The 24,152-nt window shown below is 43.9% G+C and carries 18 protein-coding genes and 1 pseudogene; 5 read left to right on the forward strand and 14 right to left on the reverse strand.

What is annotated here, in order from left to right; all coding sequences use genetic code 11:
* Positions 1–130: 130 nt before the first annotated feature.
* The gene (locus tag QQL36_RS29040) at positions 131–1,435 is read right to left on the reverse strand and encodes a HAMP domain-containing sensor histidine kinase (protein ID WP_321567676.1); all 1,305 of its coding nucleotides are present in this window, start codon (positions 1,433–1,435) and stop codon (positions 131–133) included.
* A gap of 215 nt (positions 1,436–1,650) precedes the next feature.
* Between QQL36_RS29040 and QQL36_RS29045 the strand changes: the two genes are divergently transcribed.
* From QQL36_RS29045 to QQL36_RS29055, 3 genes are all read left to right on the forward strand, one after another.
* Positions 1,651–4,059 (forward strand): ABC transporter permease, encoded by a 2,409-nt coding sequence (locus QQL36_RS29045; RefSeq protein WP_321567677.1) that lies wholly within the window; start codon positions 1,651–1,653, stop codon positions 4,057–4,059.
* A gap of 334 nt (positions 4,060–4,393) precedes the next feature.
* Positions 4,394–5,158 carry a hypothetical protein gene (locus QQL36_RS29050; protein ID WP_321567678.1) on the forward strand — a complete coding sequence of 255 codons (765 nt, stop codon included), beginning with the start codon at positions 4,394–4,396 and terminating at the stop codon, positions 5,156–5,158.
* Between the two features lie 23 nt (positions 5,159–5,181).
* Positions 5,182–5,376 carry a hypothetical protein gene (locus tag QQL36_RS29055; protein ID WP_321567679.1) on the forward strand — a complete coding sequence of 65 codons (195 nt, stop codon included), beginning with the start codon at positions 5,182–5,184 and terminating at the stop codon, positions 5,374–5,376.
* A gap of 71 nt (positions 5,377–5,447) precedes the next feature.
* Here QQL36_RS29055 and QQL36_RS29060 read toward each other — a convergent pair whose 3' ends face one another.
* Positions 5,448–6,854, reverse strand: a complete 1,407-nt coding sequence (locus QQL36_RS29060) for a glycoside hydrolase family 32 protein (RefSeq protein ID WP_321567680.1) — start codon at positions 6,852–6,854, stop codon at positions 5,448–5,450.
* A gap of 226 nt (positions 6,855–7,080) precedes the next feature.
* Here QQL36_RS29060 and QQL36_RS29065 point away from each other — a divergent pair, with 226 nt between their 5' ends.
* Positions 7,081–7,929: a universal stress protein gene (locus QQL36_RS29065; protein ID WP_321567681.1), complete on the forward strand. Its 849-nt coding sequence runs from the start codon at positions 7,081–7,083 to the stop codon at positions 7,927–7,929.
* A gap of 175 nt (positions 7,930–8,104) precedes the next feature.
* Here QQL36_RS29065 and QQL36_RS29070 read toward each other — a convergent pair whose 3' ends face one another.
* From QQL36_RS29070 to QQL36_RS29090, 6 genes and pseudogenes are all read right to left on the reverse strand, one after another.
* The gene (locus QQL36_RS29070) at positions 8,105–9,073 is read right to left on the reverse strand and encodes a type IX secretion system membrane protein PorP/SprF (protein WP_083730639.1); all 969 of its coding nucleotides are present in this window, start codon (positions 9,071–9,073) and stop codon (positions 8,105–8,107) included.
* A gap of 20 nt (positions 9,074–9,093) precedes the next feature.
* A complete protein-coding gene (locus QQL36_RS29075; RefSeq protein WP_415751083.1) occupies positions 9,094–12,417 on the reverse strand; it encodes a tandem-95 repeat protein in 3,324 nt (1,107 codons plus the stop codon).
* Positions 12,402–12,584, reverse strand: a pseudogene (locus QQL36_RS35785) (Ig-like domain-containing protein); the annotation flags it as partial. The gene QQL36_RS29075 and the pseudogene QQL36_RS35785, both read right to left, overlap by 16 nt.
* Before the next feature lie 5 nt (positions 12,585–12,589).
* Positions 12,590–12,703 (reverse strand): hypothetical protein, encoded by a 114-nt coding sequence (locus QQL36_RS35790; RefSeq protein ID WP_415751084.1) that lies wholly within the window; start codon positions 12,701–12,703, stop codon positions 12,590–12,592.
* A complete protein-coding gene (locus QQL36_RS29085) occupies positions 12,673–17,478 on the reverse strand; it encodes a tandem-95 repeat protein (protein ID WP_321567683.1) in 4,806 nt (1,601 codons plus the stop codon). Before QQL36_RS29085 ends, QQL36_RS35790 begins: the two co-directional genes overlap by 31 nt.
* A 338-nt stretch (positions 17,479–17,816) precedes the next feature.
* Complete coding sequence (locus QQL36_RS29090; RefSeq protein ID WP_083724226.1) at positions 17,817–18,185, reverse strand: STAS/SEC14 domain-containing protein; 369 nt, start codon at positions 18,183–18,185, stop codon at positions 17,817–17,819.
* A 309-nt stretch (positions 18,186–18,494) separates the two neighbouring features.
* Between QQL36_RS29090 and QQL36_RS29095 the strand changes: the two genes are divergently transcribed.
* Positions 18,495–19,511, forward strand: coding sequence for an endo alpha-1,4 polygalactosaminidase (locus QQL36_RS29095; protein ID WP_321567684.1), 1,017 nt, complete (start codon positions 18,495–18,497; stop codon positions 19,509–19,511).
* A 110-nt stretch (positions 19,512–19,621) separates the two neighbouring features.
* On the opposite strand, the gene QQL36_RS29100 is transcribed toward QQL36_RS29095, so the two are convergent.
* From QQL36_RS29100 to QQL36_RS29125, 6 genes are all read right to left on the reverse strand, one after another.
* The gene (locus QQL36_RS29100; protein ID WP_083724230.1) at positions 19,622–19,960 is read right to left on the reverse strand and encodes a TfoX/Sxy family protein; all 339 of its coding nucleotides are present in this window, start codon (positions 19,958–19,960) and stop codon (positions 19,622–19,624) included.
* Positions 19,961–19,973: 13 nt separating this feature from the next.
* Positions 19,974–20,906, reverse strand: coding sequence for a nitrilase family protein (locus QQL36_RS29105; protein ID WP_083724232.1), 933 nt, complete (start codon positions 20,904–20,906; stop codon positions 19,974–19,976).
* Between the two features lie 28 nt (positions 20,907–20,934).
* Entirely contained in the window at positions 20,935–21,657 is a 723-nt protein-coding gene (locus QQL36_RS29110) for a helix-turn-helix domain-containing protein (RefSeq protein WP_083724234.1), read from the reverse strand.
* Between the two features lie 55 nt (positions 21,658–21,712).
* Positions 21,713–22,258 carry a cysteine hydrolase family protein gene (locus tag QQL36_RS29115; protein ID WP_083724236.1) on the reverse strand — a complete coding sequence of 182 codons (546 nt, stop codon included), beginning with the start codon at positions 22,256–22,258 and terminating at the stop codon, positions 21,713–21,715.
* Positions 22,255–23,472, reverse strand: a complete 1,218-nt coding sequence (locus QQL36_RS29120) for an MFS transporter (RefSeq protein ID WP_321567685.1) — start codon at positions 23,470–23,472, stop codon at positions 22,255–22,257. The genes QQL36_RS29115 and QQL36_RS29120 overlap by 4 nt, the downstream gene beginning before the upstream one ends.
* Before the next feature lie 64 nt (positions 23,473–23,536).
* Entirely contained in the window at positions 23,537–24,109 is a 573-nt protein-coding gene (locus QQL36_RS29125; protein ID WP_321567686.1) for a TetR/AcrR family transcriptional regulator, read from the reverse strand.
* Positions 24,110–24,152: the final 43 nt, after the last annotated feature.

Raw genomic sequence — 24,152 nt, forward strand, 5'->3', positions numbered from 1 at the left:
ATCAGCTAAAAGATATTGCGTAAGCAATCAAGGTCTGTCTTAGCTGGTCCCTATACCTATTAAAGATATCTGCCATTTACGTTTGTGTACTGGCGAAGCCTACACTCCCCCCTAAAGAAAGCTGGCAAATTTATTTATGCAGGTGCAAACTAAACGTACTCCCTTTCCCCTCTTCACTCAATACTGACAGAAAACCATTATTCTTCTGCGCAAACTCCTGACTAAGACTCAACCCCAATCCTATCCCCTTCTCATTGCCCGTACCCGGTGTGGAGTAAATATTATCCGCTGCAAAGATCTTCTCCTGAATATTGGCCGCAATCCCAACTCCAAAATCCGCCACTGAAATGATCACTTCATCTCTCTTGTCTTCCATATTAATAACAATCGTAGCTTCCTTATAACTAAACTTGATCGCATTGCTCAGTAGATTCCGGATAATCAGGCGTACATGCTCCTGATCCGCATGAATGATACAGGTATATTGTGCAATATCATTTTGTAATTGGATATGCTTCTTTTGCAACTGGGGTTGCAAAAATGTAATTACTTCTTCCATCAAAACGACGAGATTAAAATTTACCGGCTGCGGTGCAATTCCTTTCATCTGGGTATAACACCATTGCAACAGACCATCCATATTCTCCTGCAGGTTCTTGGCCTGCAATATGAGCAGTCGCGAGGAGTCGGTAAAGTCCTTACCCGACAACATATCTTCCTGCAACAGATCCAGCATAAAAAAAAGCGTATTGATCGGCGAACTCATATCATGAGCCAGAATAGAAATCAGTTTCTCGCGGGTCTTGTTAGCTACATTCAGTTGTCGGTTGGATTCTTCCAGCTCCTTTGTATACGCCATGATCTGCAGCCTAAAATAATATAAACAGAACAATAACATGATGAGCCAGATCACCGCATTCATGATCCTCCTGGCCTCAGTAGCCTGGTGAATGACGGTATGTGGGGCCAAACGGTGCGTAACACCCAGCAGAATGGCGCTGAAAATACCCAGGGCCAGCATCACCCATTTATTGTTCAGAAGTATCAGGGAAAGACATACCACCAGCAACAGGTACAACTCCATGTTGTTGTTATAGATCAATGCACTGGCAGACAACTGCAATGCACAGACAGGCATGGTGATCATCGGCCCCAGATCGTACTTCTTCTTTTCATTGAAGTACACCATGCTGTACAGGCAGGCCATCGTGCATATATTGATCAGTGCAAGCAGGTAATTGCCCAGGCAGGTGTTGATCAAACTAAACATCAGGGAAACCGTCCCTCCAACAACCCCGGCTATATTCACAGTTCTGATCTGACGGTTGCGTGCAATGCCATTTGCTTCGTGTACCCCGGTATTTAATATTCGATTAATGAAATGGATGATGTTTGGGAAAACAACACGTTTAAGGCCTGTTTGTACATTATTCATTCATAACCACATTAAGTTTATTGGCGCTCTCGGAAACGCTTCGCAATTTATGTTAAAAAGTATTAATAATCAATCTATGATTTGCCCATTTCCGGACATATAATGTACCATTAGCGAACATATCCGACCCTTATCTTAGTATAATTGCTTAGTTTTCAATAAGGCAGGTATACGGCATTTTCTTTGTCTGAACCTGGGTACCCAAACCCACTTTTATGCTATTGAACTACATCCTGATTGCCTGGCGGAATATGAAAAAGAACCGCTTTCATGCAATCCTCAACATTGCCGGGCTTGCCATAGGCATTGCTTTTACCGGTATGATCATGGCACATGTGTGGAATGAGCTGCGGGTAAATACGGAACTCAAAAATGCAGACCGGCAGTATGTGATCAAAAGCAAGTGGAAGGACAAGAATATGGGGTTTGACCTGGCGACCTCCGGGGCCTTGCCCAAAGCGCTGAAAGAACAATATCCCACGCTGGTAAAGAACTTTTACAGGTGGGATGGGTTGACGCTCACCGTTCATGGAAAGGAAAAAGACTTTAAGGAAGAGGTGCAGATTGGCGACAGTACCCTGCTGGATATGTTTGGATTCAAGGTGTTGGCCGGTAATCCCACCAATGCGTTGTCTACACCAAACTCCATGATCATGACAGAGCCGGTGGCAAAGAAATATTTCGGTACGGTCAATGCCATTGGCCAAACGGTGGAGATCGAGAATATGGCTGGACAAAGACAGCCCTTTATGCTGACGGCCGTGATCAGGGTAGCGCGCGATAATGGGGTGACGGACCTGATTAACAACTACAGTAACGGAATTATTTTGCCCGAAAGTTCCATTAGCTACTTTGGACGAACGATCGATAACTGGAAAAATATGTTCATCGTAGGGTATGTGGAATTGCAGCCAGGCATAAATCCCAGTCAGTTAAACGGCCCTATTTCAAAACTATTAAAAGAGAATATCCCTCCGAATGTATATGCAAACCTAACACCACAGGTCATCAATTTACGGGACAATTACCTGGAACAAAATAATGGATTAGTGAAAAGGATGTTGTTTACCCTGTCAGGTATTGGGCTGTTTATATTATTAATGGCAGTGATCAATTTTATCAATATATCTGTAAGCCGCGCCGGATCAAGGATGAAGGAGATTGGTATGAGAAAGGTAATGGGCGGAAGAAAGCATCAGCTGGTATGGCAGTTTTTAATTGAGTCAACGATTATTGTTTGCATCGCAACCCTGCTGGCATTTGGCTGTTATTTGTTGCTAGGCCCCTTGTTTGCACAGTTGGTCGGTAAACCATTGCCTGCGCTGAGTGAGTTCCCTGTCTATTTTGTAGGATATCCGCTATTATTTGTCGTGCTGATAGGATTGGCTGCTGGATTATATCCGGCGTTTGTATTATCTGCCCTGCCATCATTGAGCAGTTTGAAAGAGAGTTTAAAGTCTGTTAAGGAAAATATACTATTAAGAAAGTCGCTGGTAGCATTTCAGTTCTTTACAGCGGTAGTAGTCCTGATCGGAGCGTTTATTGTGACCAAGCAGGTACAGTTCTTTTTTAGTAAAGGGATTGGGTATGACAAAGAATTTGTAGTTAGTGCACAGGTACCGAGAGACTGGTCACCGGCAGGTGTGGCAAAGATGGAAGGCATCCGGAAACAACTGGTAGAAAGTCCAGTGGTAAAGGATGTGACGCTAACTTACGAGATCATGGATGGTAACAATGGTGGGAGTTTGAGTATATTCCCGCTGGGTGCCGATGCTACTTCGGCGATCACCGCTTTTCAATTGTGTACGGATATGCACTTTGCAAAAACGTTCCAGGTACCCATGGCGGCAGGTGTTTTTTTAGCCAGGGAAGGAATGACAACTGACGTACATAAAATGGTGATCAATACCAGACTGGCAGCGGCATTGGGATACAAAGATCCCGCAGATGCAGTAGGGAAACAGGTGAAATTTACAGAGCTGCAGGATACGTATACCATTGCCGGAGTGACAAAGGATTTTCATTTTGGATCTATGCTGCAATCTATACAACCAATGGTATTTTTCCCTATAGAGGTATTTAATATTTTCAGATATTTTGCGATCAAACTGAAAGGCGGAAATGTGCCACAGGCTATTGAAACGCTACACCAGCAATGGGCAGCACTCATGCCGGGAGCACCGTTTGAATATAAATTCATGGATGATAGTTTAGCGAAGATGTACCAGACGGAATTACAGTTGAAGAAGACAGCGTATACAGCAACCGTGCTGGCTTTGGTAATTGTGTTGCTAGGCGTGATCGGTTTGGTGTCTCTGACGGTACAGAAGCGTACGAGGGAAATGGGGATCCGCAAAGTACTGGGGGCTTCAGTAAATAGTATCATTAGTTTGTTTATAAAAGATTTTATGGCGGTAATGATAGTGGCGAGCGTAGTGGCTTGTCCGGTAGCATATTACCTGATGCAATATTGGTTAAATAGTTACGAATACCATGTGGAAATCACTGCTTTACCAATCATGATGATCATCCTTTCATTAGGTATACTTACTAGTGTGATGATAGTCTTGCAGACATTGAGGGTGGCAGTAGCGAATCCGGTGAAGAGTTTGAAAGTAGAGTGATATAGATTTACATATTGTTTTTTTGAAAGCTTCTGCATTCGCAGAAGCTTTTTTTTCTAAAAATGGTTTCATTCCCGTTGGTATATCCACGCTTTTCATGAATGTTTTGTTATACCATTGATAATCATATCCCATTTGTTAATGCAAAGTAAATTCAGCAAACCGGTCATAAATAGCAGATTTATTCAATAACTTTACATTATAAATTAATATAATACGCAGGCTACCATCCCTATACCCTATCCTTATACCTACAATCCCTCACCACCAGGTTCGGATAAAATTGGAGCTGAAACGCCCGTGTGTTTCCCTTTTTGTACCATAATATTTTAGCATGCGTGAACAAAACAAATTGTTAGTGAACAAGTTATTAGCCCGCATCTCGACGGTTGTTTTTTTGATATTTTTCGTAACTGATGTCTCATTTGCTCAATGTACTACAGACTTAGCTTTTGGAAAGGCGGTGAATTCTTCCGGCGTAACTGCAAACAACTACGCATATTATGCCACAGACGGCATCACCACTACCCGATGGGGTACAAACACCTTCCAGCTGAGCGCTGACTACACCACTACTGCCAACATCAAGGATAATGACCTAGCTACCTTCCAGGCATGGAAAGTAGCTAGTCTGCCAGCGAACAATGTAGATGGTTATGTTCAACCTGGTGATATCATCACCTACAAGATCTACGTAAGGAATACCAGCACCACCACCATCGGACCATTGACCATCACTGACAAAATCCCAACCAATACCAACTGGGAAAGTGGCTGGATACTCTCTGGCGGTATCGTGAGCTTCCCTATCGCTAAGCAGTCTCCTGGCGGCGTAACAGAAGTGACCTTCCAGGTTAAAACTTATGAAAATCTGGATGGCGTTGATTGGATCAACAACACGGCATATGTATCTGACGGTATCAACAATATACCTACTTACGGATGTGATCCGCAATATGGTACCTGCGATACGGTAACGAGCGTGCCTGTCAGAGCGTCCAAAGGAAACCTGACTATCACTAAAACCGCTGCTGCCGACGGAACTTATGTAATTGATGATTATATCACCTACAATATCGTCGTGAAGAACACCGAGTAGCTCAGGGTGCTGCCTTCTCCGGAATGTTGCGACAGCTGGGGGGCCTTTGGGGTGGCATTGATCTCGACCTTTGTTACGTGGCAGACAGATCTGCACAGAAGTACGCTGGTAAGTGGGTAGCGGGGTTGTATGATAAGTCAGTGGAGGGGATTGACGCCGGGGCGATAGATATGGCGCTGGCAATGGTGCAGAAAATGAATGAGAACCTGAAATCGTAAATAAAATAATATTGAACTCATCAACAAAAAACGCTTACGTCTTTTTCGACATAAGCGTTTTTTGTTGATGATCATAATTGCCACACTTTAAGTGTTTTTACTTTTATATTTCCCCCTTTTGCAAATAAGGATACTTCATGTTCCTCTTTAGGAGGGTACACCAGAAACGTAATCACCTGTGCACCTCCATTTACAAATACTTCTACCGAAGATTTATCCTGTAAAACCTGTAATCTTACATCTCCCTTTGGTACAGATAGTGTCTTCTTTCCATCTTTCCAGGCTATTACTAATTCCCCTTGCTGGTAAGTGATTTCTGCCTGCGGCAATTTTACGCCATAAGCAGTAGCGGTACCTTCTCCAAAAGTAACATCTATCCAGTTCGTGTTATTTTCAAACTGCTGTAATTTAAAAGGCTGGTCATTGACTAACAGATCCTGTTTTTCCAACTTACCTGCAGGTAATTTGATCACATTCGCAGGTTGCTGGAATAACCGCACGCCCTGAGAGGTTGTTTTCAATGCAAGATCTCTTGGTATAGACATCTGCCCTGTCCATGGATAAGCCGGCTGGTTGGAAGGCATGAGCCATCCTATCATCGTCTTTCTACCATCAGGCAGATTATTATATGGAATGGCGGCATAAAATGTAGGGCCGTAGTCTACAAATTGTTGATGCGCTGCATCATTATCATTTTTGAATTCCTTTCCGTCAAAGTCCCCGGTGAAATACTGTAGCCCGGTTTCCCCATCCTGATTGCCGGAGGAAACCATCAGTAACCATTTAGTTTTTTTGGGATCTCCATCCACATACATCGGAGTCAGAGACGGGCACTCCCATATCTTGCGGGTATCGCCCTGATTCCCAAATTCACTGAGCAATGTCCAATGTTTCAGGTCAGTGGATGTATAAAACTGTACCTTTTTCTCATGGGGTAGCGCGACTGTCATCAACCAGTGTTTTTCCTTTTCCAGCCAGATGACATTCGGGTCACGGAAGTCCTTTTTATGCAGGTCGATCACCGGGTTGCCCACATACTGCTGGTAGGTTAATCCGCCGTCATTGCTATAGGCAATGAACTGGGATTCCTTTTGCTGGGTAGGCTGATCGGCGGTGTAAATTGCCACGATGGCGTTTTTGCCAAAACCGCTGGTATTGGTTTTGTCCAGCACAGCAGAACCGGAGAAGATCCAGGTGGTGGTATCAGGTTTTACCATTTCCGGAATGGCTAAAGGCAGGTGATTCCAGTGCAGGAGGTCTTTGCTCACGGCATGCCCCCAGCTCATATGTCCCCATTTGGTATCATATGGATTGTACTGGTAATAAAGATGATATTGACCGTTGATATATATCAGGCCGTTAGGATCATTGATCCAGTTTTTCGCAGCAGTAAAGTGGTAGGCAGGACGCTGGGTAGTATCTACCTGGGCCTGGGTGGCAATGGGCAACAGCCAGCATAATAAATGGCATATTTTCATAACGGGCTACAGTTTAAACGGTTGTTAAGTTAAACAATGTTTAACTTTTTTCACATGAAAAAATTGTTGAGGCAGGCTAAAAATAATGTAAATTTAGATAGAAGATTCCACTGATTGTTTACAGCTGTTTTAACGATTAAAATCATATTCCTCCGCACGCTTTTTGCTTAAATTTATTACAACGTATAAGGCTGAAGCCTTAATTGAATGATCAAAATTTTGTATTATGAAAACGATGCTTATTCCTGTTGATTTCACGGCTACAACTGAAAATACGATTCGTTTTGCAAGTGAGTGGGCACACCGGTTTGGATACGATCGGATTATTTTGTTAAAGACCTTTTATGATACAGTTTTTGACAATATCGCAGTATCTGCGGAATATGCGCCAGTAAGCCAGGATTTCAGGTGGCAGGAACGGAAAGAGAGTACGGAGAAACTGGATCATATGGCGGATGAACTCAGTGCCAGGATGGAAGATGATATGGCGGTTCTGACGGCGGTGAGTGAGGCGCCTTTGTTAAGGGCTATTAATGAAACAATCAGGGAGGAAAGTGTGGATATGGTGCTGTTAGGCAGTGATAGTTGCCAGTCAAATAGTAACAGTTTTATAGCGGGGAATATTATCAGTATAGCAAAGATCTCTCCTGTTCGGGTATTGGTGGTTCCTTCTCATTATAGTTTCCGTCCTATCAATGATGTGTTGCTGCCTTGTGATTACAGGATGATGGGAAATCTGGCGAAACTGAATGACCCAAAGGATTCTGCGATGGCGAAGGAAATACAGTTACACGTGCTGAATGTGGATGCGAAAGAGCGATATATAAATCCGGATGAGAATTTTAAGGACCTGGAGGCGCATCTGCATAGTTATCTGCAGAACTTTAAGCATGATATTAATTATAGTAATGAGAAGAATATTATTGATGGGATTATAAAGTATACGAATGTGAATGATTTTCAGTTGATCATTTCATTGCCGGGGAAACACAGTTTCCTGTATTATTTGACGAATAAGAGTATTAGTGAGGCGATATGCAGGAATGCGAAGGTGCCCGTGCTGATATTGAAATGAGAAGGTTGGATTTGGGGAGTTTTGAATCAGGCTGTTAATTTGCAGGCTTTTGAAATATATGTATCCATCCCCTTATGCCCGTAAAAATTTTGCAGTAAGCCATTACTGAAATAAGCCAAAAACAAAAAGGTGTACCGAATAAATCGATACACCTTTTTTTGTAACTATTCTAATTCTAAAACACCCTTGGATTAGCCATTCTCGCTTTGAACCCGGGGAAAGTATACCCTACAGATACTTCATGTGTACCACTGCTATACCCATTCAATGGGCCGGTGGTAATATCATAGGCATACCCTACCCTCATATTCGGCACCGGGAAAAGCTCGATCGCCGCTACTACAGAGTTGCTGTAGGTCAGCGCGCTTTGTAAATAACCCTTATCATACAGGTTCACCCTGGTACGATAAGAACCTCCCAGCCAGAGAATGTCCTTGTAGAGAATAAATGTATTTAAGTCCAGACTGGTCGGACCACCTAAGTCATCTTTCAGGAGGAAAGACGGCTTTAACTGGAAGTCCTCATTCAGTGGCAACAACCCACCTGCGGTGAGGTAGTAGTGCATTTTTGATTGTGGTACCAGTTTGTACTTACCGCTTTTCAGGTAGTTAATAATCATATTATCAACCGAGAAACCGGCATAGAAGCGGTCGTTGGAGAAGTACACCCCTGCCCTTGCGTCTGGCGACACAGTGCGCTGAACACCTGCCGGCATATTGGTTTCAGGATCATTGGTGACGAGTTCCGAAGTATTGATGCTCTTTTGTAAAATTCCGAAACTTACACCGAAAGCCAGCCTTGAGCTACCGTCGGGATTCAGACGGATACGGTAGGCATAGCTACCGTATCCTCCCAGGGTACTCTGTGCACCCAGTTTGTCGCTGGTGACCTGGAAGGCCAGACCAACGTTATCACTTGCTACAGCAGCATCTACAGCTACGGAGAATGTACGGGGAGCACCGCGGATACCGGCCCACTGACTGCGATAAAAGCTATGCGCGTTCAGTTGCTCTTTGTAGCCAGCATATGCGGGATTGATATAGATCCCGTTAAACATATACTGGCTGTACTGTGCATCCTGCTGGGCTTTCAGTGTCAGTGACCCTGCGAATAATAAGCCTGCAATTAAAAATATTTTTTTCATGGTTTTCAGCGCTAATCACATTAATTGTTAAAGTTCCTTACCAGTGTAGTGTATCCTTTGATCACTTCCCATCCTGAACTAGCTGTGCGTTTGATTCGCAGCAGATAGAAATAAGTCCCTTCGTTCAAGCCATCTCCTTTCCATGTATTCTGGTAGTTCTTTTGTCTGAATACTTCGTTACCCCAACGGTTTACGATGATCAGTTCAGTTTCAGCATACTGGCTGAGGCCTCTGATTTCGAATACATCGTTCTGCCCATCGCCGTTCGGTGTGAACAGGGTTGGTACGGTGATCTCTGCGAATGAGGTAGAGATCCTGACAGTAGCGGTGTTGGTGGTTTTACCATCAGCGGTTGTCACTGTGTAAGTGAAGGAATCTTCACCGGTGTAACCTGTAGCAGGTGTGTAGGTGATGATACCGTTGCTGTTTACGACTACTGAACCGTGGGTAGGTTGATCTATGATTGTTACAGTACCAGGATCGAAGGTCGAAGTACCTGCGCTATCGTTGGCGAGGACGTCGATGTCGAGTGGTGTGTTGGCGACTACTGTTACACTGTCGTTTACGGCAATTGGGTTGTTGGAGGTATCAGGTGTTACGGTAACGGTTACGGTAACGGTTGTGCTACCGCCTTTGCCATCGCTGATCACAACAGTGAAGGTGTCATCGCCAGTGTAGCCTGGTTCCGGTGTGTAAGTGTATGTACCGTCATCATTTACTACTACGGAGCCGTGAGCTGGATCGTCGCCTTTGGTGAAGGTGAGTGGATCGCCATCAGGATCATTAGCTGTGATGGTGCCAGTAGCAGGGGTGTCCTGCCCGGTGGTGATGGTTTCGCCACCGGTTACTACTGGCGGGTTGTTGGTACTTGTTGTTGGTGGCGTTACAGTTACTGTTACTGTCACCGTGGTAGTACCACCTTTGCCATCGTCTATGATAACAGTGAAGGTGTCATCGCCGGTGTAGCCAGATGTTGGTGTGTAAGTGTATGTACCATCAACATTTACTACTACGGAACCGTGAGCTGGATCGTCGCCTTTGGTGAAGGTGAGTGGATCGCCATCAGGATCATTAGCTGTGATGGTGCCAGTAGCAGGGGTGTCCTGCCCGGTGGTGATGGTTTCGCCACCGGTTACTACTGGATCGTGATTGACTGAATTTACAGTAACTGTCACGGTGATTTCGGTAGAGCCACTATTGCCATCGCTAACGATAACAGTGAAGGTATCATTGCCGGTGAAACCGGTAGATGGTGTGTAAGTGTAAGTACCGTCAGGATTTACGACTACGGAGCCATTTGATGGTTCAACCCCTTTGCTGTAAGTCAGCGGGTCACCATCTACATCAGTAGCGGTTACACTGCTGGTCAGTGGGGTGTCTTCACTAGTTTGTTCAGTCGTGTTTGAGCCAGATGGATCATCGTTTACAGGGTGAACTGTGATATTGACTGTGATTGTTGCAGTCGATGTTCCATCGCTTACTGTTACTGTAAAGCTATCAGCACCATTATAATTAGTAGCTGGAGTGTAAGTATATGTACCATCACTATTTACAACTACAGAACCATGTGCAGGATCAGTAGCCTTGGTATAAGTAAGTACATCACCATCTACATCGGTACCTGTTACCTGGCTGGTCAGCGCTACATCTTCATTCGTTTCTTCTGTAAACGTACCTCCTACAGGGGCATCATTTACTGAATGTACTGTGATATTGACTGTGATTGTTGCAGTCGATGTTCCATCGCTTACTGTTACTGTGAAGCTATCCGCACCATTATAATTAGTAGCAGGAGTGTAAGTATATGTACCATCACTATTTACAACTACAGAACCATGTGCAGGATCAGTAGCCTTGGTATAAGTAAGTACATCACCATCTACATCTGTGCCTGTTACCTGGCTGGTCAGCGCAACATCTTCATTCGTTTCTTCTGTAAACGTACCTCCTACTGGGGCATTATTTACAGCGTGTACTGTAATATTTACAGTGATTATTGCAGTCGATGTTCCATCGCTTACTGTTACTGTGAAGCTATCCGCACCATTATAATTAGTGGCAGGAGTGTAAGTATATGTACCATCACTATTCACCACTACCGTACCATGTGCAGGATCAGTAGCCTTGGTATAAGTCAGTACATCACCATCTACATCTGTACCTGTTACTTGACTGGTCAGTGCTACATCTTCATTCGTTTCCTCTGTGAATGTGCCTCCTACAGGGGCATTATTTACTGGATGTACTGTGATATTGACTGTGATTGTTGCAGTCGATGTTCCATCGCTTACTGTTACGGTGAAGCTATCCGCACCATTATAATTAGTAGCTGGAGTGTAAGTATATGTACCATCACTATTCACCACTACCGTACCATGTGCAGGATCAGTAGCCTTGGTATAAGTCAGCACATCGCCATCTACATCTGTGCCTGTTACCTGACTGGTCAGTGCAACATCTTCATTGGTTTCCTCTGTAAACGTGCCTCCTACTGGGGCATTATTTACTGGATGTACTGTGATATTGACTGTGATTGTTGCAGTCGATGTTCCATCGCTTACTGTTACTGTGAAGCTATCAGGACCATTATAATTAGTAGCTGGAGTATAAGTATATGTACCATCACTATTAACCACTACCGTACCATGTGCAGGATCAGTAGCCTTGGTATAAGTAAGTACATCACCATCTACATCTGTGCCTGTTACCTGGCTGGTCAGCGCTACATCCTCATTCGTTTCCTCTGTGAATGTGCCTCCTACAGGGGCATCATTTACTGAATGTACTGTGATATTGACTGTGATTGTTGCAGTCGATGTTCCATCGCTTACTGTTACTGTAAAGCTATCAGCACCATTATAATTAGTAGCTGGAGTGTAAGTATATGTACCATCACTATTTACAACTACAGAACCATGTGCAGGATCAGTAGCCTTGGTATAAGTCAGTACATCACCATCTACATCTGTGCCTGTTACCTGGCTGGTCAGCGCTACATCCTCATTCGTTTCCTCTGTGAATGTGCCTCCTACAGGGGCATCATTTACTGAATGTACTGTGATATTGACTGTGATTGTTGCAGTCGATGTTCCATCGCTTACTGTTACTGTAAAGCTATCAGCACCATTATAATTAGTAGCTGGAGTGTAAGTATATGTACCATCACTATTTACAACTACAGAACCATGTGCAGGATCAGTAGCCTTGGTATAAGTAAGTACATCACCATCTACATCTGTGCCTGTTACTTGACTGGTCAGTGCTACATCTTCATTCGTTTCCTCTGTGAATGTGCCTCCTACAGGGGCATTATTTACTGGATGAACTGTTATATTGACTGTGATTGTTGCAGTCGATGTTCCATCGCAGTTACTGTTACTGTAAAGCTATCAGCACCATTATAATTAGTGGCAGGAGTGTAAGTATATGTACCATCACTATTTACAACTACAGAACCATGTGCAGGATCAGTAGCCTTGGTATAAGTAAGTACATCACCATCTACATCTGTGCCTGTTACTTGCTGGTCAGTGCTACATCTTCATTCGTTTCCTCTGTGAACGTGCCTCCTACAGGGGCATCATTTACTGGATGTACTGTTATATTGACTGTGATTGTTGCAGTCTCGATGTTCCATCGCTTACTGTTACTGTGAAGCTATCCGCACCATTATAATTAGTAGCTGGTGTATAAGTATATGTACCATCACTATTCACCACTACCGTACCATGTGCAAGATCGGTTGCCTTGGTATAAGTCAGCACATCACCATCTACATCTGTACCTGTTACCTGGCTGGTCAGCGCTACATCTTCATCAGTTTCCTCTGTAAACGTACCTCCTACAGGTGCATCATTTACAGCGTGTACTGTAATATTGACTGTGATTGTTGCAGTCGATGTTCCATCACTTACAGTTACTGTGAAGCTATCCGCACCATTATAATTAGTAGCAGGAGTGTAAGTATATGTACCATCACTATTCACCACTACCGTACCATGTGCAGGATCGGTAGCCTTGGTATAAGTCAGTACATCGCCATCTACATCTGTACCTGTTACATGACTAGCCAGCGCTACATCTTCATCAGTTTCCTCTGTAAACGTGCCTCCTACCGGCGCATCATTTACTGGATGTACCGTAATATTTACAGTAATTGTACCTGTCCCACCATTACCATCACTTAAAGCAATTGTGAAACTATCCGGACCATTATAATTAGTAGCCGGTGTATAAGTATAAGTACCATCACTATTAACCACTACCGTACCATGTGCAGGATCAGCTCCTTTTGAATATATCACCGCATCACCATCCACATCCGTAGCAGTTACATAGCCATTCAATGCCACATCCTCATTCGTATCTTCATTCGTATCCGGACCAGATGGATTATCATTCACCGGATTAATAGTGATATTCACCGTAATCGTTGCTGTGCCACCATTACCATCACTTACCAGTACCGTGAAACCATCCGTTCCATTATAATCAGCAGTCGGAACATATGTATAAGTACCATCTGTATTCACCGTCACCGTACCATGCGCAGGATCTGTGCCTTTGGTATATGTCAGGACATCGCCATCTGCATCTGTCGTACTTACACTGCTGTCCAACGTAACATCTTCATTAATCGTATTATTTACAGTGGCATCTACAGGATTATGATTCACCTTCTTCACCGTAATATTTACTGTAATGATGGAACTACCACCATTACCATCACTCACCGTCACTGTAAACACATCTGTACCGATATAACCTGTAGTCGGTATATATTGATATGTACCATCACTATTCACTGTCACCGTGCCATGAGAAGTATTAGTCAATAAAGTAAATGTAACCGCATCTCCATCCAGATCTGTAGCCGTTACGTTACTATCCAGCTCAGTATCCTGATTTGTTTCTTCATTCGTATCAGGCCCCGTCGGCGCATCATTCACAGCTGTAATACCCAGGGGAATCGTACCCGTAGCCGTCATTGTACCACCACTTCCGGTATTCCCATTATCAGAAATAGTCACCGTAATCACCTCTGAAGCCGGAGGCGTATGTGAAGCAGAATACGTTAGGTTACCTCCTGAAATATAACTATTGATAGCAGACAATGTACCTGACAACGTAATGCTTCCACCAGTTCCCGTCACCGTCACACCCGCTACTGTAGCAGTATTGAACCAACCTGTCGGCACAGTAAAAGTTACTGTTATTGTACCCGTACCCGCATCCACATCTGCAAATGACACATCCTTCAATGAAGCAGGAGTATCTTCTGTCACCGCCAGACCCGTAGGCAGGGAAATAGTCGGTGCATCATTGACAGGTGTAATATTAATCGTCATGGTCGCTGCCGTGGTCGCATAAGATGTACCATCAGAACCATTCCACTGGAAGGATGTCGTACCATTCCAATTCGCTGTCGGCGTAAATACAATCTTAGCCAGATCTGCCGCTGCTATTTCCTGCCCTGCAGTAATAATGACTCCATTCAGCTTGAAGCTACCATTCTGTGGCAAACTTACTATCTTAATCTTTGACAATGCCGTTCCATCAGGATCAGTATATACACTGGTAAAGTTCGCTGCTGTAAAAGTTAATGGATTATCTTCTGCCGCTGATACACTATTATCCGATACAGTCGGTAGGTTGTTCACTACCGCCGATACCGTGAATGTATATGTTGCACGATCCGTATTACTATCATCATTCGTGATACTAATTACGGCTGTGTAAGTACCAATCGCATGTGATGCCGGATCGAAGGTCACTGTAAAACCAAGACCGGAACCACTTGTGATCGATGTACCAGTAGGCTGTGAAGTCACACTAAAACCAGCATCTCCACTGATTGCTACAATAGGAGTACCCGTCAGTGTGATCGTACCTGTACCTATGTTCTGTACAATAAAGGTATTACTCACCAACCCACCTGCTGTCGTCAACACGCCGTAGTAAGTACCATCGGTTGCGGAAGTCGTCGTCTTGTTGTCTGCAATGGAAGAACCATTACCTGTTACATTGACTCTCGGAGAGGTTAATATATATATACTAGTGGTTGACGAAGGCCCCGTTTCTTTACCATCATTCAATGCGATCGTGATGGTACGGGTCGTAGTCGTCGGCGAAGCCTTTGTATTCATGTACTGAATCAGCTTCAACGCCTCTGCATAAGCTGCAGCAGATGCCACACCAGATAAAGTAATCGTTGTTGTATTTGCACCAGAAATGGTAATGCCTGAAGGCAGCGTACCATTCAGTATCAGGTATTCTGATGTACCATCCAGGTCATTCGTCAACGTAATTGTCGCACTGGAAATATTATCACCATCCGGATCTGTCACCGTTACATCATTGTCAGTCACATTGGCTCCAGTCGCGCTGCCCGCTGCAAAGTAATTGATATAATTCTTTGTGGTGGCGCCAGAACTGCTATCTGCATCCAGGTTTACCACCGGACAGTTATTCACCGCAATCTGAGCAGTGATCAGGTTATTGTCGTAATAACATTCTTTATAAGTACTGTTCTGATTCGCCAGACTTGATAATGTGAAAGGCGTACCTACTGCAGTCCCTACTCCACCACTTACATATGAACCATTATCATTCAGGATCATCGTCAGCGGAATATTCACATTGCTGAAACTGCTGAGGTCAAGGTCAAAATCAAAGGTCCGGCACTCCCCCTGTGGTATATCCTCACTGAATGTACCTGTATATATTAAGATCGCAGCAGGATCTGTGGTCGGATCACCAGAGTAAAAAGACACCGGCATGCCACCATTGCTATTACCAGCACCCGGGTTACATACGTTCACAGATGCCTTTACAATATTACAGGAACTCCCTTTTGAGAAAGTAATTCCTGTTGTACTAAACGCCACATCCGGACGTGAACCATAATAATCACACGAAAGCAGGAACTGGTAACTCGGGTTAGCCAGACCTGTTTTATTGATGACGGTCAGTTTACTCTTGTCGGAAGACAAAAAGAAACTGATATCATATACTCCACCTGAGGAGTTCTTGAACCCAACTGTTCCCGAAGCAGTACGTGTACTGGTACTATCCAGCGGCACATCTTTAAAGGCATAGTTGTCATCCCTTCTGATTGTACCACTTAGACCCACCTGCTGGTAAAAGTAACCGGTTACTGTCCCTGCTGTCAGGTCTATATAGCCGTAGGCCGCCAGTGAGTTTTCATTGCTCTCCCTGTCAGTATTTACAGCATTACCAGTTTCATTAAAATATATAAAGTTAGTACCTGAAGGAATGGTAAATGTACGCTTCGCACCCCAGGTATAACTACCATCCAGAATGGCTGAGATGTCAGAATCAATAAACTCTGTACTCATTCCCAATCCCACACGGGAGTAAAATTCTATTACATACGCATCATCAAAGTCTCTGGCATAGTTCGCATCTCTCTTTATAATCAGGTTCCCCCCGGATACATAAATCGTAGGATCATATACACCCACACCGCCTGCCAATACTCTCTTACTGGAATAATCACCAGCAATGACGCCGGATGATAACATGCTGGCGGTAGCAGTAGCCGACTTATTATTGATAACATAGGTAGATCTTCTGTCTACAGAACCTCCATTTGCCAATGTCACAAAACCATCCAATGTACCGGCTGTAAGGTCAATACCAAAACGCATATTAGCATACCCTTCTTCTGTACCGGATGTTGAATTCAGGTCGCTATAACTGGAGTTTGTACCCTTGGCAGAAATAATAACAATTTCAGCACCGGAAGGAATGGGAATACTCAAATCGGTATTCGTCGTCGATGTTCCGTGCAGCAATGCCCTGATCTGGGGTTCCAGCGGACTAAGCGAGTTGTTATAAGGCGACAGGTATTCTACATAATAAGAGGAGTGAGTAGCTGTTGCATTTTCTGTAATAGTCAGCGTAGATCCTGAAATGGAAAACTTCACATTGTTCAGGTAAGGCGTCGCATCCCCGATTTTACTGGACTGCTTAATGGTATCGCCCAGGGCCACATTCTTCCATCCATATACGTTGGTACCAGAACCATCGGTATTGGTATTCTTCGCATAGTTTACGTAACCGGAAGATGTAGCATTGCCCACATCAATGATTGCATTAATGGTGATGAAGTCCTCATCTCCCTGATCATAATCAGAAGCCCCGGTGGTAATACCTGTTTCGGAAGAAACATACACCGCGATGGATTTAGTCCCGGTCGGAATGGTAAAGGTGGGGGCTGCGCCTCCGGGAGCTCTGTATTTGGCTTCTATGCCTAATACGTCGGCTCTTTTACCACCGCTTGGACTGCATGGACTGTAAGGTAACTGGGCCTTTGCCAGAAACGGGAACGCTATTAAGCAGATGCAAATGCTTAACGCTACTTTAATGAAATTTTCTTTCATAGGTATGCGAAAAAGTGCGCGGACGTGAAGCCAGTGATTTCATAGATTTCAGGTGAGTATTGTACCATGGAAGTGGTCAAGACATACCTTGGCCCAAAGAAAATACAGGTGACGAATTAGACCTCACGAACAATGCGAATTTTTACTGAACAATGCGTTTTTGATAAATGCAACCCATAATTTTCGTACGGATTACGGGCTTTACATTTACCTAAGGGGCAAATATATAAATATTTGTCGTATATATTTAAAAAATAATTTCAGATAATGTTTGATTTATAGCAAGTAAGAGGATTTACTACCACGGGAAAAAGATCTGCCTGTAAATGCTCATAGAATTACTTACCTGTTGATACCCAATGCACTGCTTCGGAAAACTGCTCCGCCCCAAATCCCTTGAATGTACCAGGTACGAATATGCTGAACACGTCGGTAAATTTATTCAGGAAATCAGAACCTGATACAATCGCAACCCTGTTCCATTTTGAAATCTCCATGATGCCGAGTAATGCATCTTGTAACCAGGCTCCCATGGTCCAGTTTTTTAACGGGGTTTCTATGATCATCAGATAATTGAGTTCGCCGGTACGACTGACCAACTCCCTCACTACCGGATCTACGATGTTGAGAAAATTGTCCTGCGTAACTTCGCCGGTGGCTTTAAAGCCGACCATATTGTTGGGCATGGATGGAAGGATCTCTATCATTGCTTTCTTTTACTACCTGTGCTACAAAAGTCTTGCCTACATTTGTTGTATGACAAAGACACACACCATACAGGAATAGATATGCAGGACCTGGACCGTGAAATCAACATAATTTAACTGGACCCATCTGAATCATTTAAACAGTTTTACCACATTTAATAACAATGAAACATACGGGAGTAGCCACTGCTATGAAAAATCATGCGCAGACTGGCGACTAATTATTTGTTAAAACACCTACTCACCCACTTGTATGTGGCTAAAGGGTAAAAAAAATTTAATATAATTTTGATCTATAACCATATTTTCATGAGACCTATACTTTTGATTCCATTTGCGCTATTTGCCTTAAGCGCCTGTAGCAAGAACAATGATACTGATACCACTTCAGGATCCAACAATGACAGCGCCGCTGTCGACACCGCCACCAGCGATTACAAACAATCTATGCGTGACTTTGTGATTGGCATCAGCAAGTATGCCAAAGCAGCACATGCCGGGTTTATTGTAGTACCACAGAATGGTATTGAACTGGTAACTAAGAACGGAGAAAGTACCGGTACTCCGGATACCGCCTATCTCAATGCCATCGATGCTAACGGTCAGGAAGATCTGTACTATGGGTATAATGACGATGATGTAGCCACCCCTGCTGCTACTATCAATTACCTGAACCCCCTGCTGAAAATTTCGAAAAATGCAGGGAATACCATCCTCGTTACCGATTATTGCGCTACCCATTCCAAAATGACGGATTCTTATACTAAGAACAACGCACAGGGCTACATTTCCTTTGCAGCTGACTCCCGCGGACTGGAAGATATTCCTACTTTTCCGTCTCCCATTTATGCAGAGAATACCACAGCTGTGACAAGCATTGGTCAGGCAAAGAACTTCCTCTACCTGATTGATCCGGCAAGTGGGTATAATTCTAAAACCGCCTTTATCAATGCAGTAAAAGCAACGAATTATGACTTATTGATTACTGATCTGTACTTTGATGGCAGCACATTTACAGCTGCTGAACTCGCAGAACTGAAAAAGAAAGCGAATGGTGGTTCAAGACTGGTGATTTCTTATATGTCTATTGGAGAAGCTGAAGATTACAGGTATTACTGGCAGACCAGCTGGACAAAGACAAAACCAGGCTGGTTAGATGCTGAAAATCCTGACTGGCCGGGGAATTACAAAGTGAAGTACTGGTATAGCGACTGGCAAAAAATCATTTATGGAAATGATAGCTCTTATACCAAAAAGATACTGAATGCAGGATTTGACGGGGTGTACCTGGATATTATAGATGCATTTGAGTATTACGAAAAATAACCTGCTTAACAGGATATATCAAAAATAAATGAAACTCCTGAGAACCGCATAAATGGAAACCGGGCTCCACATTCAAAAAATAGGAGGGTGTATCTTACTTTTACACCCTCCTATTTTTTCTTCTTCTTAGCCGATTTCGCATTAGGATTGTGTTCCAGCGCCAGTTCAATCCAGTAATCAAACTCCGCCTTTGTTCTCATCCCCGTTTCATCTACCAGCACATATCCTTTCATAGGGCGATTGAACTCCATTTGCCTGCAACCATTTCGCTCCAGCGCTTCATGCTCCTTTGCCGGATCGATCCGCACCATCATATCTCCCTTGTAAACCCCTACCAGGATCTTATCATTATACATGAAGGTTAATCCTCCCATCATACGGATTTCTTTTAAATTGGAGAGGTCTTCAAGCCGTTCGCGAATACGGTTTGCGAGTATATCATTATCCATGTAGGAAAGATAATTATTTTTCCGGGGTCAGCCATACGACCTGTTGGGAAGAAACATGTTCCCCACCAATTATATCCCTGTACAATTCCGGTCTTCTTGCCTGCAAATAACGATGCCCTCCTGCCTGTGTCAGTTTTTCTTTTGTAAGTAGTGCTGTCGCCATATCATTATCAAGTGCACGACATGCTGCAATGATATCGCCGAAAGGATCGAGAATCATGGAACATCCATTTTTAAGCTGGTCATCGTCCATGCCAATGGCATTGGCAAAAATGCAATATACCCCGTTGTCATACGCCCGGGCTGGCAACCATTTCATGAGCCATTTGCGGCCTTTTAAGCCGTCGAATTCTATGCGGAGACTCGTTGGGTCGCTTAACCTGTTCTCCCACAATTCCGGGTCTACAAAGCCCGCTCCCGGACGAGTGGAAGGCGTGCACATGGTAACGTGTGGCATCAGGATGATTTCTGCACCCAGCAATCTCGTGGCCCGCACATTTTCAATTATATTATTATCATAGCAAATCAGCATACCGATCTTCCAGCCATGGAGGTCGAATACACAGTATTCATTCCCCGGTGTGAGGTGAGGGTTAATGAAAGGATGTAATTTTCTAAACTTAGCCAACAGGCCGGTTTTGTCTACACACACGTAGGCTTTGTAAATATGATCTCCTTCTTTTTCAAATAAACCTGCGGCGATGGCAATGTTGTATTTACGGGCTATTTCAATTAAGGCATTGATAGAAGGCCCGTTCGGTATCGGCTCCGCCAGTTCCCATAATTGTTCCCGCGATAAATGACGGGCAAAGGTATACCCGGTAATGGAGCACTCATGGAATACAATGAGATCAGATCCGGCCGTAGCTGCATATTTTTCTATGACGGAAAGGTTGTACCCCTTATCCCCACTGCGATGTTCAAATTGTACGGTAGTGACTTTCATGCCACTAAGGTACCGTCTCGCCCAAAACTTAAATTGTACAATTCCGACTTAGGAAGTTACTCGCCAAAGGGTAGTTATTATGCAGGTAATGGCGGGGCGTTAAGCCTGTGAGCTTTTTAAAATCCTTAATGGCATGTGACTGATCACAGTACCCATTTTCAAAGACCAGTGGGGTTATTCTTTTATTCTTATGAAGGGACTTCAAAAAAGTATGCGTCCTCACGATATTACAATACTTAGCAGGACTAATTCCCACACTTTCTTTAAACCGTCTTTCCAGCTGCCTTTCCTGATAACCCGTAAAGACCTGTAACTGTGGAATAGAAAGCTGCCCCTTTTGCTGATCAATATAATCTATAGTAGCCTGTGTTAGCGAGCAGGTATGGGGCTGCAATGAGCTGAAGAATTCATTGACATCTTCTCTGGCAGGCGGCTTTTTGAAAATCAATGAGAGATCAATAAACTGGTCTTTCAGTGCTGTAGCAGGAATACCCGTCAGGGCGTGCAACCCATAAGGCCGGAATACCACTATTAATAACGATCCTGAGTAATATAGATCTTTGTAATGCGTGACCTGCCCGTATGCAAAAGCAGGAGGTAAATAATTGCCTTCCAGGATGATCTCGCCATCGCAGAATACTATACCCGGGTTGCCATCAGTGAAAAAACGAATAGGTGTCCGGACAGGATTCTCTATGAATAGATAATGCCGGATAAATGGGCGAAGCGATATGGAAGGCAGCACCTGCATACTGTAAATATAAAAAAAAAGAGGCCACTTCAAAAAAGTAGCCTCTCTAAAATCGTTATTTCCACGCTGCCACTGTGATCACTTCTCCCTGTTTCGGGAAGATCTTCGTCAGCAGGAACTCATGCACCTCCTCTTCCCTGTCAGCGCATCCGTCAGACAATACAGTAATTCGGAAATCTCTATCTGCCGCCTCTCTCAATGTAGACAGCACGACACCACTGGTTGCAATACCTGTCAATACGATATGGTCGATCCGGGATGCTCTCAGTACAACTTCAAGGTCACTGCCGGCGAAAGCACTTACACGGCGTTTTACCGTCACCACCTCATTTTCCTGTGGTGCCAGATCCGGATGTATTTGCATAAAATCTTCCGGCTTTACATGGCTCACCATTTGCTTTGCTGCCATAAAACCCATGTTGTTTTCACTGATCTCGGGAGCGCCGGGTCTGAAACCTACGACTACATAAATCACCGGGATACCTTTGTTCCGTGCACTGGCTATAGCACTGGCCACGCTGCTTGTTACCGCAGCGCCATTGGGGATCATGCCCAGCATCGCTGTCTGCATGTCCATTACTAATAAAGCGGTGTTACTCATTGCTTTGTTTTGAGATAGTTTGAAAATATAAATGCTGTGACCAGGGCAATACCACCCTGTATCAACATGGTCGTCGGGGCTGATATTTTTTGTGACGCAGTACCTGCTAATAAGCTACCTAATGGCAGCATGCCAAAGTATGCCATGGCGATATAACTCATCACTCTTCCACGCATATGTGCCGCTGCTTCTACCTGTATAATGGTGATACTGGCCGTCATGGGTACCAGCGATGCCACACCAATAATTACAGCAAAAGGAATGGCGGCGTAAAAAGAGGTACAGCGGGAAAATCCAATTAACCCAATCCCCAGTATTACAATACTCACAAGGAGAATACGCATCAGATGGCCACTCTTTTTCAAAGAAGCTAAAAATAAACTGCCTGTAATGGAACCTAATCCTATCGAACTGGCGATATATCCAAAGGTGCGGGCATTGCCATGGAAGATAGCTTTTGCAAAGACAGGCATCAATGTATCATATGGCAGTACTAAAAATCCCATGCACATAATTAAGACAATGATGATCCCTATGCGTGGCGTTTCCCGCAGGTATACAAAACCCTCTGATAATTCAGTCAGTGCCTTCTTTTTATGTAATGGCGTTACAAATGGCGGTAGTTTCATTAATAATAAAGACCCAATTACCGCCAGAAAACTCACTGCATTCAATGCAAAACAGGTATGTGCGCCATACGCCTGTAATACAATACCTGACAGTGCCGGACCTATTAACCGTGCTAAATTTACCATAGCAGAATTCAGGGCCAGCGCATTCGTGATATCTTCCTTATCCCTGACCAATTCATGCACCATAGGTTGCCGGGCTGGCGTGTCAAATGCATTGACAATACCCAACACCACACTCAGGGATAAGATCTGCCAGATCTGGTAATGGTTGGTCAGGGTAAGGATCGTCAACATTAAAGACTGAGCCAGTGAGGCCGTTTGCGTGATCAGCAGGATCTTTCTACGACTATACCTGTCAGAAGCAATCCCCCCTAACAATGAAAATAAAAACGAAGGGAACTGCTGCATAAACACCGCCAATCCCAGCATGTAAGCGGAATGACTAATGGAATATACCACCCAGCTCACTGCTGTTCTCTGCATCCAGGTTCCGATCTGCGAAATGGACTGTCCACAAAAGAACAAGGCGTAGTTCCTGTTACGAAATGCCCTGAAAGCGTTGCTTTTTACAGCTTGTATCATATACATGTTCTATTGACCTTTCGACACTATTTGATAAAGTGTCGAATTAAAGACAAAAAAAAAGCTAGCCCTGAATGGCCAGCATTGTCATACGTACCAGGGCATCGATCGCTGGTTCCATACGCGCATAACTATTTTCTAAATCCATCTCGCGTTTTAACCCGCGCAGACTACTTGTAAATACAAATATAACAGCCGCTTTATCTGCTGTATTGTACCCCTCCAACACACGATTCAGTAGTGTCAATTCGTCTACTCTGATCTTCTTTTGAATGACCCTTTTTCGCTGTGTATATTGTGAGAGTTCATCAGCATTCATCCCGGTTTCCAGCATATCGAAGAATATTCTTCTCTTGCGGCCGATCTTGGTTTTGGTAATAGCAAAGGCACGTAGTTTGTCGGCTACTGTATCCGCTTTATCTACCACACGCGCGATCTCGGCTACGATTTCATCGATCTCAGCACCCACTACAGCATCAAAGACTTCGTCTTTGTTCTTATAATAGTAATACAAGGAGCTTCTCCCCTTGCCGATCGCCTTCGCAACATCATCCATGGTTACCTTCTGATAACCATGTTTTTGAAATAGCTGCTGAGCGGCCTGCAGAATCTGCTGTTGTATTATATCCTCTGGCATACCATACAAAGATAAAACTATTTTCGACACTTTGACAAATAGT

Origin of the sequence: Chitinophaga sp. LS1 (assembly GCF_034274695.1) — a bacterium.
Classification (GTDB): Bacteria; Bacteroidota; Bacteroidia; order Chitinophagales; family Chitinophagaceae; genus Chitinophaga.

Bases quoted from the DNA above. Each gene is read 5' to 3' on its own strand.
- QQL36_RS29040 (WP_321567676.1), bottom strand. From the start codon at position 1,435: ATGAATAATGTACAAACAGGCCTTAAACGTGTTGTTTTCCCAAACATC.
- QQL36_RS29045 (WP_321567677.1), top strand. From the start codon at position 1,651: ATGCTATTGAACTACATCCTGATTGCCTGGCGGAATATGAAAAAGAAC.
- QQL36_RS29050 (WP_321567678.1), top strand. From the start codon at position 4,394: ATGCGTGAACAAAACAAATTGTTAGTGAACAAGTTATTAGCCCGCATC.
- QQL36_RS29055 (WP_321567679.1), top strand. From the start codon at position 5,182: ATGTTGCGACAGCTGGGGGGCCTTTGGGGTGGCATTGATCTCGACCTT.
- QQL36_RS29060 (WP_321567680.1), bottom strand. From the start codon at position 6,854: ATGAAAATATGCCATTTATTATGCTGGCTGTTGCCCATTGCCACCCAG.
- QQL36_RS29065 (WP_321567681.1), top strand. From the start codon at position 7,081: ATGAAAACGATGCTTATTCCTGTTGATTTCACGGCTACAACTGAAAAT.
- QQL36_RS29070 (WP_083730639.1), bottom strand. From the start codon at position 9,073: ATGAAAAAAATATTTTTAATTGCAGGCTTATTATTCGCAGGGTCACTG.
- QQL36_RS29085 (WP_321567683.1), bottom strand. From the start codon at position 17,478: ATGAAAGAAAATTTCATTAAAGTAGCGTTAAGCATTTGCATCTGCTTA.
- QQL36_RS29090 (WP_083724226.1), bottom strand. From the start codon at position 18,185: ATGATAGAGATCCTTCCATCCATGCCCAACAATATGGTCGGCTTTAAA.
- QQL36_RS29095 (WP_321567684.1), top strand. From the start codon at position 18,495: ATGAGACCTATACTTTTGATTCCATTTGCGCTATTTGCCTTAAGCGCC.
- QQL36_RS29100 (WP_083724230.1), bottom strand. From the start codon at position 19,960: ATGGATAATGATATACTCGCAAACCGTATTCGCGAACGGCTTGAAGAC.
- QQL36_RS29105 (WP_083724232.1), bottom strand. From the start codon at position 20,906: ATGAAAGTCACTACCGTACAATTTGAACATCGCAGTGGGGATAAGGGG.
- QQL36_RS29110 (WP_083724234.1), bottom strand. From the start codon at position 21,657: ATGCAGGTGCTGCCTTCCATATCGCTTCGCCCATTTATCCGGCATTAT.
- QQL36_RS29115 (WP_083724236.1), bottom strand. From the start codon at position 22,258: ATGAGTAACACCGCTTTATTAGTAATGGACATGCAGACAGCGATGCTG.
- QQL36_RS29120 (WP_321567685.1), bottom strand. From the start codon at position 23,472: ATGATACAAGCTGTAAAAAGCAACGCTTTCAGGGCATTTCGTAACAGG.
- QQL36_RS29125 (WP_321567686.1), bottom strand. From the start codon at position 24,109: ATGCCAGAGGATATAATACAACAGCAGATTCTGCAGGCCGCTCAGCAG.